The organism is Kribbella shirazensis (assembly GCF_011761605.1).
Taxonomy (GTDB): Bacteria; Actinomycetota; Actinomycetes; order Propionibacteriales; family Kribbellaceae; genus Kribbella; species Kribbella shirazensis.
In genome coordinates this window covers 2,654,759-2,668,340 of record NZ_JAASRO010000001.1, presented here as the reverse complement: position 1 = coordinate 2,668,340, position 13,582 = coordinate 2,654,759, and the positions used below count along the sequence as shown (strand labels likewise).

Sequence of the window (13,582 nt, the reverse complement as noted above, 5' to 3'; positions counted from 1 at the left end):
CCACCAATCGTTTCCCCGCCGCGAAAGTGGTTGGCGGGTGCTCAAGGTGGGCTACTGCGGTGTGTGGTGGATGCGTAGGGCGCAGAGGGTGGCGATCAGGGTGATTCCGGCGAAGGTCATCGCTGTTCCGGGGTAGCCGCCGAGGCCCAGGCCGACGCCGCCGGCTGCGGCGCCGACGAACGTCCCGAGGCTCATCCCGGCCGCGTTGACGCTGAGCGCGGAGCCGCGGAGGTCACCGCTGCGCCGGACCAGCAGCGTCGTGACGCAGGCGGCGACCGTCGCGTGGCCGGCCCCCATGACCGCGGTGAGCAGCAGCGTGAGCGGAAGCGTCGGCGAGAAGTAGAACGCGGAGACGGCGATCAGCGCGACCGTGATCCCGGCGAGCAGCATCCGCTCCGGGGTGATCCACGCGCGCTCGGTGGCGAGGTACCGTCCGGCGAGCAGGTTGCCGACGAAGAACGAGGCGCCGCTGAGCGACCAGACCAGCGCGAACCAGCCCGGGGCGAGATCGAACTTCTCGTCGTAGAAGGCGGCCAGGTAGGCGAGGTACCCCATGAAGGCCGCCGTCCGGAGCATGGCGACGGCCAGCAGCGGGACCGCACCGGGGATCCGGGCGAGTTCGCGGTACGTCGCCAGATAGCTCATCCGCCCGCCCTTCGTGATCGGCGCCTTGCGTCCTCGTCCGCGGATGAAGAACGCCGCCGCCAGCGCGAGTGCGATCACCGAGGCGCCGAGCAGGTTGCCCCGCCAGCCCCAGATCAGTCCCGGCACGGCCAGCACCGGTGCCGCCAGCATCGCCATCGCCGAGGTGGTCGCCGAGACCAGCGTCGCGGCCCGGCCCGCAGCGGCAGGCGACCGGAACCGGTCCGCCGCCGCGGCCCCGATCGACGGCGCCAGGATCGACGTCGACGCGCCGATCAGCAGGCAGAACGCGGCCAGCGCGAACACGTTGCCCACGGCCCCCAACGCCGCCGACACCCCGAGCAGGGCCAGGCCGCCCGCGGCCACCAACTCCCGCGGCGCCCGGTCCATCAGCGGCGCCAGCAGCACTCCCACCGCCAGCGCCGCGAGCCCGCCCAGCCCGCGCAGCCCGCCGATCTCCGCCACGCTGCCGCCCGCAGCCTCGGAGATCGGCACCAGGTACATCCCGAACACCGTGAACGGGATCAGGCTCACGGTCGACGCCAGCAGGAACGGCCACAGCCGTCTGGCCATCCGGAGATCGCCCGGGACTTCGGCGGGGCGTGCGGTGAGGTTCTGCTGCGTGGTCATGTGTCCGTCCTGTAGCGATAGAGGCTGCTCGGGCGGGAGCTGAACTGGGAGAAGGGGAACGGTTCGGCGGAAAGCGCGGTGACCCCGGCGCCGAGGAACGCGCGGGCCACGGCACTGCCGGTCTGCGCGTACACGGCGAGCGGTTTCGATTGCTCTCGGCAACGGCTGAGGAGTACGTCGAAGGTACCGTTCGACAGCGTCATCCCGGTGGCGACCACGGCGTCGGCGGCGTCGACGACCTCGGTCATGTCGCGAGAAACGGCCAGTCCGGAGGCGGTCTCGCGGAGGTTGAAGTCGCACGGCAGGCAGATCCCGCCGCGGTCCGTGATCGCGTCCACGAGCGGGTTGACGACCCCGATCAACGCAACCTTGGTGCCTTCGGCAACATCGAGGAGCCCGGCGACGGCGGCGTCGCGGGCCCGTGCGCGGACGTCCGGCGTACCGGCGGGGAGGACGACTTCCTCGGCGTACGGCGAGGTGTGATGCGGCTGCACCGACGCCAGGTACGCGTCGAGCGCGGCGATCCGGACCGGGAGCGGGTCGCCGGAGGACAGGACGTCGGCGAGCGTACGGCCGGAGGTGTCGGCGCAGTACGACGGATCGAGCTCGCCGGCCTCGAACGAGCAGGCGCCGAAGACCTCCCCGACCCTGAGCAGCACGTAGTAGTTCCGGTAGGTGACGTCGGCGCCGGGCAGCCGCGTCGTGTGATGGAGCCAGAAGGCGCTGACGACGTCGAGCGTCTCCGGGTCGGGGCCGAAGGATCCGGCGAGCACGGACTCGGTCAGCTGAGGCACGGAGGTGACGGCGGGCGGAGTGGTCGTCATGGGAGATCGGCCAGCCTTTCAGGGTTGTAGTGCAGGGCGGACAACTCTGGGCGACCCGTCGGCTGGAAGCAGTACAGGAGCGAGCGCCGGTCCGACGCCGTCCTGTTCGGGGCCGAGCGGTGCACCATCAGGCCAGGGAACATCAGGACCGAGCCGGCCGGCGCCTCCACCGTCACGGCCCGGGTCTCGTCCACGATCGCCGGATCCACCAGCAGGCCGGTCGGGTCCAGCGGATCACGCCGTACCGGACCGTCGGCGGGACTGCCCGCGATCAGCGTCATCGCGCCGTTCGCGGCGGTGTTGTCGTCGAGCATCACGATCGCGGTCGCGATGTCGTACGCCGCCTCACCGCAGCAGCCGTACCAGTACGGAAAGTCCTGGTGCCACGCGAACTCGGACCCCACACCGGCCCGCTTGAAGTTCAGCTTCGCGACGAACCGCCCCGCCGCCGCCCCGATCAGCGAACTCATCGGCTCGACCAACCGTGGCTCGCCCCACAACGCCTCGAGTGCCGGATGCAGATGCGACACCGGCGACAGACTGCGCACCGCCTTGCCGACCGCATCCGGCTCCCAGTGGATGGTTGTCCCGCGCACCGTTTCCAGGCGGTGGCCGTCCGGCCAGACGTTCACCGTCGTCTCGCCGGCCTCGGCCGCCGACACGACCTCGGCATGGACCTGCTCGACGACATCGCGCAACCGCTCCACCTCTGTTGCCGTGAACAACTCCGGCAGCAGCACATAACCCGTCACAATGATCAGGTTAATGCGACGGGGTCGCAGATGGAAACTCCTCGTACCGGACCCGTGCGGACTCCCGCCGGTCCCACGACATCGCCGACCACGGCACCGCGAGCTCGTCCAGCGAGCCGATCTCCCGGGGTCGCATCGACGCCATCGGCCGCGCCTCGGCGTGCCGGGCGAACGCGGACTCGACGTACCGCGTGCCGGTGTCCGCCGCCAGGAAGACGTGCTGCCGCCCGCGGTCGTAGCTGTGCTCCCATAGCGCCGACAGGTACGCCGCCCCGGCCGACAGCCCGGCGAAGATCCCGGACGTCCGGAGCAGATCCACCGCCGCCGACATCGCGTACTCGAACGAGACCCAGTGCATCCGGTCGTACAGCTCGTGCCGCACGTTGCGGAACTCGATCGAGCTGCCGATCCCCGCGATGATCATCTCCGGGTCCTGCGTGTGCCCGGCCCCGAACGTGACACTGCCGAACGGCTGGACCCCGACCAGGCTCACGTCCCGGCCGTGTTCCCGCAGGTACGCCGCGATCGCGCCCGTCGAGGCGCCGGTACCGACACCGCCCACCAGGCACACCGGCCCGGCCGGCACCAGCTCGCCGACCAGATCCGCGACCGCGCGGTACCCGAGGTAGTGGATGTCGTCGTGGTACTGCTGCATCCAGTGGTACGTCGGGTTGTCGCGCAGGATCTCCCCGATCCGGCGGACCCGGAGGTTCTGGTCGAGCTGGAGGTTGTTCGACGACGGGACCTGTTCGACGGTCGCGCCGAGGATCTCGAGCTGGATCTTCAGCGTCCGGTCGACCGTGGTCGAGCCGACGATGTGGCATTTCATCCCGTACCGGTGGCAGGCCAGCGCCAGCGCGTGCGCGTAGATCCCGCTCGAGCTGTCGATCAGGGTGTCGCCCGGCCGGACCCTTCCGGTGTCGAGGAGATGGCGTACGGCGCCGAGCGCGGAGTACACCTTCATCGTCTCGAACCGTAGGCAGATCAGGTCGTCGACCCGGATCGGGTCCGGGTCCTTGATGGCCTCCGCCAGGTGGGCGTGCAGTCGCGTCATCGGCGCGGTTCGCTCCTTGAGTAAGTTTCAGCGCTGGATACCAAGGGCGGAGATTCGGGGTCACCGATCCGGGCTGCTGCCACCAGCCGCCGGGTCAGTTCGTGCTGCGGTGCGGTCGTGAGGGTCGCGGGCGGGCCCTGTTCGACGACGTGGCCGGCGTCGAGCACCAGCACCCGGTCGGCGACGGCGGCGACCAGGCCGAGGTCGTGGCCGATCCAGATCAGCGCCGTACCACGGCTCTTCAGCTCGGCGAGCAGCTCCAGGACGAGGGCCGTGCCGTGGTCGTCGAGCGCGGTGGTGATCTCGTCGCAGATCAGGACGTCGGGATTCGCGAGGACCGCGCGCGCGAGCGCGGCGCGTTGCAGTTCGCCGCCGGACAGGCGGCTCGGCGGGCGGGCGGCGGTGATCGCGGCGACCCCGAGGCGGGCCAGGGTGGAGACGGCTTCGGCGTGGGCCGGCCCCGGTGCGAGTCCGCGCAGGCGTTCCGCCGTCCGGGCGACCTGCTGGTCGACGGGACGGCGTTCGTCGAAGGAGCCGCGAACCTCCTGCCAGACGTACTGCACACGGCGGTGCTGCTCGCCAGTGCGTTTCCGAAGGACCGGGAGCGGGGCGTCGTCGAGGAGGACGGTGCCGGTGTAGCGCTCGTGCAGGCCGGCGAGACAGCGTGCCAGGGTTGTCTTGCCGCTGCCGGAGCGGCCGACGATCCCGAGGCAACTGCCCGCGGGAACGGTCAGGTCGACGTCGCGGACGACGACATCGCGGCCGCGGGGACGCAACGAGGCTGTCACCTTCCTTGCCCTGAGCAAGGGTGTGGAGGAGGCGGAGGTTCCCAGGGTGGGCAGGTCTTCGCGGTCCGGGAGTACGTCGGTGGCGCCGGAGGCGATCACCTGTCCGGCGTCGAGGACGACGACGCGCGTGGCGAGGGCGCGGACCAGGTCGAGGTCGTGACTGAGCAACAGGATCCCGAGACCGGTGGACGCGAGCTCCCGGAGCTCGTGGACAAGGTGCAGGCGGGTGATCGAGTCGAGGCCGGTGCTCGGCTCGTCGAGCACGAGGACCTTCGGCCGGCAGGTGAGCGTCTGCGCGAGCGCGATCCGTTGCCGCTGGCCGCCGGAGAACTGGTACGGGAACCTCTTCAAGGTCGCTCGATCGCCCGGCAACTGAGCAGCACGCACGGCGTCGGCGGCGTCGCCGTTGTGCAGTTTCGCGAGCTCGCGGAGCGTCGTACCGATGCGCCTGGCCGGGTTGAGAGCACTGCCGGGATGCTGCGGCATGTAGGCGACGACACGGCCGCGCACCTCGGCGGTCGTCACCCCGTTGCCGTCGACAACTACTTCCCCGTCGACCTCAACGCGCCCGTCGAGCCGGATCCCGGCACCGTGTTCTCCCAGCAACGCCAGGGCCGATGTCGTCTTGCCGGAACCGGATGCACCGACGAGCGCGGTCACCTCACCGGCCATGACCTCGAACGACACCCGGTCCACGAGCACTGCCGATCCGGCCGTCGCACTCAGGCCGGTCACCCGCACAAGAGTCATGACGCGCTCTCCACCAGGCGACGTGACCGGTGCACGATGCGGTCGGCGAGCAGGTTGAACCCGAGCGTGAACGAGACCAGCAGAAGCGCCGGCGCGAGCACGGACCAGGGCTGGAGGAGCAGGCCCTCACGGTTGCGGGACACGCTGACCGCCCAGTCCGGCGCGGTCGGGCTCAGCCCCAGTCCGAGGAAGTTGACCGAGGCGACGAGGAACACCGCGAGCGTGATCCGGGTCCCGAGATCGGCCGCGACCGGGCCGAGCACCGAGCGTCCGACGTACCCGAGCTGGATCCGGGCCCACGACTCGCGTTGCATCCGGAGCGCCTCGACGACCGGGCCGCTGGCCGCGTCGAGCGCTGCCGCGCGGACGAGGCGCGCGACCGTCGGCACGTTCACCATCGCCACCGCCACGGTGATCGCGAGCGCGGACGCACTCCAGCCGACGGCGACCACGCTGATCACGAGCAGCGAGGGCAGCGGCAGCAGTACGTCGAGAGGACGCATCAGCCCCTCGTCCAACCACCGATGCCGGGTCGACGCGGCAGTGAGCCCGATCAGTCCGCCCATCAGGTACGCCAGGACCACCGCGCCGGCCGCCATCCCCAGCGCCGTGCGCCCGCCGACCAGCAACAGCCCGAGAACGTCACGCCCCAGGCCGTCCGTCCCCAGCAGACCTTCGGACGAGTACGGCAGCCCTTTCGCAGCGTCGTACGGCAGGAACGGACCGATCACCGCGACCACCAGCGGCAGCAGAACCATCACCGCCGCGACCCAACCGCGGACCGATCGTGCGCGCGCGATCATCGGAGCAGCGCCGTTCGCGGAACGAGGCGGTTGCAGGTCAGGTCGGCGGCCAGGTTGATCAGCAGGGCCGCGACGGCCAGGACCAGCGTGAGGCCTTGGACCGTTGGGATGTCACGGGTCTCCACGCCGTCCACGAGGGCCGTGGCGAAGCCCGGGATCGCGAAGATCGCCTCGACGACGAGGACGCCGCCGAGGAGCGTGTCGCCGGTGCGGGCCAGTTCCTGCACGCCGGGAACTGCCGCGTTGGGCAGGACGTGGCGGAGCAGGAGCCGGCGTCGTGGGACGCCGAGGCGGCGTGCCTGGGTGATGTACTCGGCGTTGAGGGCGGCGACCGTGCCGGCGCGGACCTGGCGCGACAGCAGGCAGACCGTCCGGCCGAACAGGACCGCGATCGGAAGGATCAGCAGGGCCGGCGAGCTGAGGAGATCGCCGCCGATCCAGGTGGCAGGCAGCCAGCCGAGTTTCAGAGAGAACACCGCCACCAGGACGACGGCGATCACGAAGTCCGGGATCGCGGACAGGGCCAGCGTGACCGACGTGATCGCGCGGTCGATCCGCCCGTTCTCCCGCGTCCCCATCACGATGCCCAGGGCAACGGCCAGCGGCACCACCACGGCGAGCGTCGCCAGCGTGAGGACGAGCGTCGCACCGATCGAGTGCCGCACGATGCCGGCCACAGGTCCCCCGCTGATCAACGACGTCCCGAGGTCGCCGGTGAGCACATCGCCCAGCCAGTGCACGAACCGCTCCGGCGCCGGCCGGTCCAGACCGAGCTCGATCCGCAACCCCGCCACCTGCTCAGGCGTCAGCGTCTCGGTGAACCGCAGCTCCGCCGCATCCCCCGGCAGCAGCGACGTCAGCACGAACACGAGCACCGACAGCACGGCCAGCTGAACCACCGCGAGCAGCGTCCGCTGAACGGCGTACGGCACAGCGAGCAGGCGCATTCAGGCCAGCCACACCTTGTCGAACCGGCCTTGATCCAACGTGTTCGGCGGCACCGCCTGCACGCCCTGCACCTTCGCCGACACCGCGACCAGGTAGTCCGGCAACCCCCAGGCGAGGATCCCGCCCTCGTCCCGCAACGTCTTCTGCAGTACGCCGTACTTCGCCGAGCGCTCCTGCTCCGACGTCACCGCCCGCGCCGCCGCGAACGCGCTGTCGAACGCCGGCCGCCGCCAGTGCGTCACGTTGAACGGCGACTGCGACAGCAACCGGTCCGTGAAGTACTGCGGGATCGTCATCGCCCCGGACCGATGGTTGCCGATGGCCCCCTTCGTCAACAGGTCCTTCGCGTAGGTCTGCGGGCTCCCGGTCGACACCTTCAGCCGCACACCCGCCTCCGCGACCTGCTCCGCGAACAACGTCGCCGCCTCCACGAACCCGGCCGACGCGTCGGCGGTGAAGATCTCCACCTGCTTCCCGATCAGCCCGGCCTTCGCCAGCAACGCCTTCGCCCGGTCGACATCACGCTCGCGCTGCGGCAGGCCGGCCGGGTAGTACTGGTAGCCCTTGCCGAACAGGTCGTTCCCCACCTCGCCGCGCCCGGCGAGCACGACGTCCACCAGACGCTGCCGGTCCGCGAGCAGCTTGAACGCCAGCCGTACGTCGGGGTTGTCGAACGGCGGCTGGTCGACCTTCATCACGAACGCCTGCATGGTGCTCGCCTTCGCGGCCACGATGCGCACCGTCTTCCCGGCCTCGGCGGTCCGCGCGAACGTCGCGGTCATGTCGTTCGCATACTCGGCCTGGCCGCCCTGGACCGCGTTCGCGCGCGCCTCGGCGTCGGCGGACAGGATGTGCAGCTCCTCGATCCGGGCCGGCTCGTCCCAGTAGTCGTCGTACCGCGAGGCGATCATCGAGCGTCCCGCCTCGAAGGACACGTACCGGAAGGCGCCGGTGCCGACGGGTTTCGACGGGTCCTTGAACCCGTTGCGGACGATCTGCGTGCCGATCCCGGCGAGCAGCGCGGGGAACTCCGCGTTCGGCGCGGTCAGCACCAGTTCGACCGTCGCGGGGCCGATCGCCTTGCTGCGCTTGAGATCCAGCGTCGCGAGCGACGACTGCGCGACCCGCTCCGGTACGGCGGGATCGACGATCCTGCTCAGGCTGTACAACACGTCCTCGGCGACCAGGTTCCCGCCGTCGTGGAACGTCGCGTCCCGCAGCGTGAAGCGCCAGGTGGTCGCCGTACCGTCGTGGTCCCACTTCGACGCCAGCCGTGGCACCGGCTTCAGGTCGGGCCCGAGCTCGACCAGCTTCTCGTACATCGCCTTGTGCCGGGCGATGTCCACGAACAGGCTCTGGACGTGGGGATCGAGCACTTCCTTCGCCCCGCCCCCGGCGTACACCGCGCGCAGCCGCCCGCCCTGCTTCGGCTGCGCGGCCGCACCACTACCGGCACCACCACCCGCACCACTGTCGGCACCACACCCCGTCACGGCGGCCAGCCCGGCGGCGCCGGCCAGCCCCAGGAACCCACGTCTACCCCACGCCTCAGCCACGCGCCCATCCTCACCTTTAGTGAAAACGATTGTCAAATCCAGCGCGCATCCGAACCCGACGCGATCATTCTTCCGAGGACCGCATCCGATCGCGCTGCGTGACGGCGTGTCCGTACCAGTCACCAGATGACCGGTCGAAGGAGAGGACCTACTCGTCGCACTCCGGCGTGGCGCAGGTGGCGGGGAGGTCGGCGGCGATCCGGTCGAGGAGCGTGGTGAGCTGAGCCTGCTCGTCCGGGCTCAGGCGGTCGAAGAAGTAGGTGCGGACCGCGTCGACGTGATCGGGGGCCGCGGACTCGATCGCCTTCCGGCCGAGCGGCGTGAGACGCACCATCGAGCCGCGGGCGTCGGACGTGCACTCCTCACGGCAGACCAGGCCGCGCTTCTCCATCCGGCTGACCTGATGCGACAGGCGGCTGCGCTCCCAGCCGACGGAGCGACCGAGGTCACGGGTGCGCAGGACGCCGTCCTCAGCCTCGGAGAGCGGGTGCAGCAGGGCGTAGTCGGCGCCGGACAGGCCCGAATTGGTGATCATGCGCGCCTCGAGCGCCCGCATCAGTTCGCGATGCGTGTCGCGGTACGACTGCCACAGTCGCGCCTCGTGCTCGTCGAGCCCCCGCGGTTCCCTCATCCATCCATTGTACGGACGCCTGTTGACATGTCACCGACTCGTCACGGAGTCCGTGCGAGGGCGACCGCCAGGCCGATCGTGCCGGCCATCACCAGGAGTTCGAGGACCGCGAGCCGCCGGAACACCGCGGGGTCGCCGCTCGTCAGCCGCGGCAGGGCGCTGCGCCGGTGCTGCCGGCCGATGAACACCAGGGCCGCGAACGCGAGCGTCTTCCCGAGCACCAGAACGCCGTACCCGGTCGTCACCCACTGGGTGATCAGGCCCCAGCCGTCCTGCCGCCCGCCGAGATGGATCTCGGCCGTGAGCAGTCCGGTGACGCCCATGGTCACCGCACAGCTCAGGGCGAGCGTGCTGAAGATCTCGACGGCCTCGCGGGATCGGGCGTAGCGCAGTACGGCGGCCAGACCGCCGACCCAGGCCGTCGCGGCGACGACATGAACGACGAGCGACGCGGTGGCGAGCAGGGACCACAGGTTGGTGCGGTCGATCGCGCCGTGGCCGGTCAGGAGCGGGCCGATGAGAGCGGCGATCGTCAGTAGGGCGGCCAGCCGGGCGGTCCGCAGCGTCGTGGTGCCGCTGAGGATCACGGCGAGTACGGCGGTGAGTACGACGGTGACTGCCAGCGCGCGGACCTGGTTGAGCTGACCGGCCGGACCGGCGTGCTCCGCCAGGTGGGACAGCGGGATGCCGAGGATGACGGCGGCGGTCGCGATCAGTCCGCCGATACTCGCGACGGCCCAGATCCCGGCGGCGAGCGCGGCGTCCTGACAGGCGCGGATCGCTTTGCTGCCGAGCTTTCCGTCCTTCGCCGGCAGGAACAGCAGGACCGCGAGCACGGCGCCACCGGTCGCCACCGCGGCTCCGTCGGCGAGGATCCGCAGTACCGGAACCGCCCACGAGACGCCGAGCCCGGCCCCGAGCAGGCCGTCCGCCGGCCGCTGCGGAGCGCCGCCCGCGGCCAGCAGTCCCGCCACCATCACAACGATGCCGACGGCAACTGTCCCGCCGAGGACGAGCGGGCGTCTCATGGGGTGGGTCGGCGGCGGACGATGACCACTGCCAGCGCCACGACGACCAGCATGACCAGGCACATCGCGACGATCGTGACGGTGTTCGAGTTGCCGTCCGGCTGCTGTGCCGGTGCGCCCGCGGGTTCTGTGGCGGGATGGCCTTCGTGGGTGACGGTGAACGAGCCGGTGACCGTGATCGGGTGACCGTCCGCGGAGACCACGCGCGCCTCGACCATGTACTTGCCGGCTTCGATCATCGCCCCGACCGGCTGGGTGACCGTGTTGTCGACCACCTGAACGTCACCGTTCGCGACGTTCGTACCGTTCGGGGACTTCACCTGGACCTGGGTCCCGTTGGCGCCGACCGGCTCGCTGAAGGTCAGCACCACCTTGGTCGGCGGCGCGGCCATCGACGAACCGTCGGCCGGCGTCATCGACTCGAGCTTGGCGTGCGCCGCCGCCACGCCGGCGGAAACCACCAGCGTGAGCAGCGACGCCACCAGGACTGCGATCAGTCTGCGCACGGCTACTTCTCCGCGGCAGCCACTGCACGACGCGGCCGCAGGCCGAAGGCCAGACCGACCAGCCCGGCCAGCAGCCCACCGCCGCCGAGCCAGCGCGCCAGATTGTCCGGCGACGACGTAGCTTCCGGCGTCGTGGCTGCAACCGGCGTGACCGCGGCGGCCAGTTTCAGTGCCGGCGCGGGGTGCTCGGGCTCGTCGGCGCCCTCCTTGGCGGCCTCGGCCCACTTCACCACCTCACCGTCGCTGTACGTCTGGTCCGCGGGGAAGGTCAGCGCGTCCACGCCCTCCGGCAACCTCCCGACCGACAGCGAGAACTCGTCGAAGTCGTTCGGCGGAATGCCGCCCGCGGTCGCGGTCCAGGTGATCGTGGTGATCGCCTTCGTCAGGGTGACGTCACCGACCTTCACCGCGGCGGGCAGCTTCTCCTCTTTCTTCTCGACCTTCCATCCGTCCTTCACCTGCGCACCGACGTGCGCGAACGGATGGTCCTTGGGCAGCGAGACGACGAGTTTGGTGGTGCTGGCGGTGTCCGACTCGGTCGGCACGCGGAACACCAGCTTCGCGTACCCACCGGGCTTGGCGTCCGGCGACGACACCGTAACGTGCGCGGACGCCGACCCCGAGGCGCCGATCACGACGAGCGCGGACGCAGCCGCGATCGCGCCGGCACGCAGGACGAATCTCTTGGGCATGACAAGACCTTTCAAAGGCATACGAGTACTTCGGCGCGAACGCCGGTTCAGACAGCTGGCAGTACTCGTACGCCGGGAGGTCCGCGCTCCGAGACGCTCGAACCGGGCCGGGACCCGCTCGGGATCCAGGACGCGAAGCTGCCGAGGCCGGCGCCGACGAGCAGGATCGGACGCAGTACCGGCAGCCTCGGGAGCAGCCGCGCGAACACTCGCAGTACCCGATGGACCCATCGATGGGCGCGGCCGATCGCGAGGACGCCCACTAGCAGCGCACCGAGGTGCGTGCCGGTCATCATCAGGCTGCCCTGGAGCGACATGCCGTGGTGCATGGTCGCCGAGTCCAGGGTGACGTGCACGAAAAGCTGTACGCCAGCGAGCACCATCGCTGTCAGGACCCGCTCCCCCGCCAGGTACTCGCCCAGCAGCCAGCAGACCCCGGTCAGCGCGGCCAACGGAGGTACGACGCCCAGCGGCACTCCACCGCCTCCGACGAGCACATGACCGAATACCGCCACCGCGACGCTCAGCGCCGCGACCGCGGACGTCGTCCTGCACTCGGTCGGCATGTCGGTTCCCCTCGCTCCAGCCACTCTACGGACAGGAGCGCTCCGGGGTTCCTTCAGGGATCCGGAGCTATGACGGCCAGATGCGGTGCGGGGACCACCCGTCCTCGCTCCGACAACCGTTGGTGTACTTCGAGATGCGCTGCTGTGGGCGCCGCGCCAGGCGGTGGGCGATCTGCGGTGGCAGCTCGAGGTGGCGGCCGGCTGTGGCGTCCCAGATCCGGAAGACCCGGACCGGTACGTGCACGACGGCCGGGCTTGCTGGGTTCCTGACGTCCAACTCGAACGTGTGGCCGGCCGACTCTCCTTCAGGGCCTTCGTACTCGACCCGGAAGCTGTGACGACCCTGCGCCAGCGGGTAGTACCAGACTGACCAGTCGCAGGGAGCCGCGATGCCGTCGATCCACAGGCGCAGCCCGCCCGCGGCTGCCAACGCCGGGCCTTTCCCGGTGCCCTCGTACGCGACCACAGGATCCTTCACGGCGCGGTACAGGAACAGGTCGAACACCAGGGCCACACCCAGCTCCCGGCGCCGGCGGGCCCAGTCGCGCAGGTCGAACGGGCTCGGGAAGGCGACGGGCGCGCCGCCGAGCACCGAGCGCGCCGGGCGGGCGCGGTACACCGGCTGAATACGCGAGGCGGCCGCGCGCTTGTGCAGGCGACCGGTCGTCCGGAAACCCGCGATGCAGCCCCCGACCAGGCCGGCCAGTCCTGCCACCGCGACCACCCCGAACAGGATCTCGAAGAACGCACTGCCGACCGCTGAGGCCGCGATCGCGCCGCCGACCAGCAACACGAGTCCGGCCAACGCCGCCAGGCACCCGACGGTCGACGTCTTCGCATCCTCCCCGGCCAGACGCGGCACCGGCTCGCTGCCGGGTTCAACCCGGTACAGCACCGTCGAGAACTCGATCTCCGACCGGACGGCGACTCCGTGCCCGCTGCTGAAGACGACGCGCTCACCGGGCGCGAGGGTGAACTCGGCGCTCGAGGCATCCGCCCCTTGCACCTCCACACGGTGCTCACCGGGCGGCAGCTCCACCTGGTACCGTCCGTCGCCGGCCGCGACCAGGACGCCGTCCACGAGCAGCAGCCCTGCCCCGTCGACGGTCGTGTTGGTGCACACGAACACGTCGAGCACACCCGTGCCGGCGGAGGGCGGTAGATCGTCCGCGCGATCGCCGTACGGCGAGAAGCGGAGGGTCAGACCACTCGGCGCCTCGTGGTGCTGCCCATCGGCATCCCGATAGGCAGCCATCGGAGCCGGGTCGACGTCGTCGAGCGACGTGAACCCGCGCTCGGAGACGGGAGCATCCACTGGCGCCACCTTTCCTCGGAACCGAGAGCGTAGAGGTTGCGAGGACTAGGGAGACGTGCCCTAAGGCGACGTACGGGACGGAACTGGTCTGCTGGAA

General features: G+C 70.6%; 14 protein-coding genes. All 14 read right to left on the bottom strand.

The window, feature by feature from the left end; all coding sequences use genetic code 11:
- Positions 1–51: 51 nt before the first annotated feature.
- The 14 genes from BJY22_RS13100 to BJY22_RS13035 all read right to left on the bottom strand — a co-directional run bounded on the left by BJY22_RS13100 (position 52) and on the right by BJY22_RS13035 (position 13,485).
- The gene (locus BJY22_RS13100) at positions 52–1,272 is read right to left on the bottom strand and encodes an MFS transporter (RefSeq protein WP_238350352.1); all 1,221 of its coding nucleotides are present in this window, start codon (positions 1,270–1,272) and stop codon (positions 52–54) included.
- A complete protein-coding gene (locus BJY22_RS13095; protein ID WP_167206567.1) occupies positions 1,269–2,096 on the bottom strand; it encodes a Rossmann-like domain-containing protein in 828 nt (275 codons plus the stop codon). The genes BJY22_RS13100 and BJY22_RS13095 overlap by 4 nt, the downstream gene beginning before the upstream one ends.
- Entirely contained in the window at positions 2,093–2,848 is a 756-nt protein-coding gene (locus BJY22_RS13090; RefSeq protein ID WP_337758602.1) for a phytanoyl-CoA dioxygenase family protein, read from the bottom strand. Before BJY22_RS13090 ends, BJY22_RS13095 begins: the two co-directional genes overlap by 4 nt.
- A 10-nt stretch (positions 2,849–2,858) precedes the next feature.
- Entirely contained in the window at positions 2,859–3,902 is a 1,044-nt protein-coding gene (locus BJY22_RS13085; RefSeq protein WP_202891094.1) for a pyridoxal-phosphate dependent enzyme, read from the bottom strand.
- Positions 3,899–5,440 carry an ABC transporter ATP-binding protein gene (locus BJY22_RS13080; protein WP_167206565.1) on the bottom strand — a complete coding sequence of 514 codons (1,542 nt, stop codon included), beginning with the start codon at positions 5,438–5,440 and terminating at the stop codon, positions 3,899–3,901. The genes BJY22_RS13085 and BJY22_RS13080 overlap by 4 nt, the downstream gene beginning before the upstream one ends.
- A complete protein-coding gene (locus BJY22_RS13075) occupies positions 5,437–6,243 on the bottom strand; it encodes an ABC transporter permease (RefSeq protein ID WP_167206563.1) in 807 nt (268 codons plus the stop codon). Before BJY22_RS13075 ends, BJY22_RS13080 begins: the two co-directional genes overlap by 4 nt.
- Positions 6,240–7,190 (bottom strand): ABC transporter permease, encoded by a 951-nt coding sequence (locus BJY22_RS13070; protein ID WP_167206561.1) that lies wholly within the window; start codon positions 7,188–7,190, stop codon positions 6,240–6,242. Before BJY22_RS13070 ends, BJY22_RS13075 begins: the two co-directional genes overlap by 4 nt.
- Positions 7,191–8,747, bottom strand: coding sequence for an ABC transporter substrate-binding protein (locus BJY22_RS13065; protein WP_167206559.1), 1,557 nt, complete (start codon positions 8,745–8,747; stop codon positions 7,191–7,193). It abuts the gene before it with no gap.
- A 148-nt stretch (positions 8,748–8,895) separates the two neighbouring features.
- Entirely contained in the window at positions 8,896–9,378 is a 483-nt protein-coding gene (locus BJY22_RS13060) for a MarR family winged helix-turn-helix transcriptional regulator (RefSeq protein WP_167206557.1), read from the bottom strand.
- Between the two features lie 41 nt (positions 9,379–9,419).
- A complete protein-coding gene (locus tag BJY22_RS13055) occupies positions 9,420–10,406 on the bottom strand; it encodes a CopD family protein (protein WP_167206555.1) in 987 nt (328 codons plus the stop codon).
- A complete protein-coding gene (locus BJY22_RS13050; RefSeq protein WP_337758600.1) occupies positions 10,403–10,912 on the bottom strand; it encodes a copper resistance CopC family protein in 510 nt (169 codons plus the stop codon). Before BJY22_RS13050 ends, BJY22_RS13055 begins: the two co-directional genes overlap by 4 nt.
- A gap of 2 nt (positions 10,913–10,914) precedes the next feature.
- On the bottom strand, positions 10,915–11,604 hold the full coding sequence (locus BJY22_RS13045) for a YcnI family copper-binding membrane protein (protein WP_167206553.1): 690 nt from the start codon (positions 11,602–11,604) through the stop codon (positions 10,915–10,917).
- 47 nt (positions 11,605–11,651) lie between these two features.
- Positions 11,652–12,170: a hypothetical protein gene (locus BJY22_RS13040; protein WP_167206551.1), complete on the bottom strand. Its 519-nt coding sequence runs from the start codon at positions 12,168–12,170 to the stop codon at positions 11,652–11,654.
- Between the two features lie 67 nt (positions 12,171–12,237).
- Positions 12,238–13,485 (bottom strand): hypothetical protein, encoded by a 1,248-nt coding sequence (locus tag BJY22_RS13035; protein ID WP_167206549.1) that lies wholly within the window; start codon positions 13,483–13,485, stop codon positions 12,238–12,240.
- Positions 13,486–13,582 lie beyond the last annotated feature (97 nt).

Bases quoted from the DNA above. Each gene is read 5' to 3' on its own strand.
- BJY22_RS13040 (WP_167206551.1), bottom strand. From the start codon at position 12,170: ATGCCGACCGAGTGCAGGACGACGTCCGCGGTCGCGGCGCTGAGCGTC.
- BJY22_RS13100 (WP_238350352.1), bottom strand. From the start codon at position 1,272: ATGACCACGCAGCAGAACCTCACCGCACGCCCCGCCGAAGTCCCGGGC.
- BJY22_RS13075 (WP_167206563.1), bottom strand. From the start codon at position 6,243: ATGATCGCGCGCGCACGATCGGTCCGCGGTTGGGTCGCGGCGGTGATG.
- BJY22_RS13085 (WP_202891094.1), bottom strand. From the start codon at position 3,902: ATGACGCGACTGCACGCCCACCTGGCGGAGGCCATCAAGGACCCGGAC.
- BJY22_RS13080 (WP_167206565.1), bottom strand. From the start codon at position 5,440: ATGACTCTTGTGCGGGTGACCGGCCTGAGTGCGACGGCCGGATCGGCA.
- BJY22_RS13045 (WP_167206553.1), bottom strand. From the start codon at position 11,604: ATGCCCAAGAGATTCGTCCTGCGTGCCGGCGCGATCGCGGCTGCGTCC.
- BJY22_RS13060 (WP_167206557.1), bottom strand. From the start codon at position 9,378: ATGAGGGAACCGCGGGGGCTCGACGAGCACGAGGCGCGACTGTGGCAG.
- BJY22_RS13095 (WP_167206567.1), bottom strand. From the start codon at position 2,096: ATGACGACCACTCCGCCCGCCGTCACCTCCGTGCCTCAGCTGACCGAG.
- BJY22_RS13055 (WP_167206555.1), bottom strand. From the start codon at position 10,406: ATGAGACGCCCGCTCGTCCTCGGCGGGACAGTTGCCGTCGGCATCGTT.
- BJY22_RS13070 (WP_167206561.1), bottom strand. From the start codon at position 7,190: ATGCGCCTGCTCGCTGTGCCGTACGCCGTTCAGCGGACGCTGCTCGCG.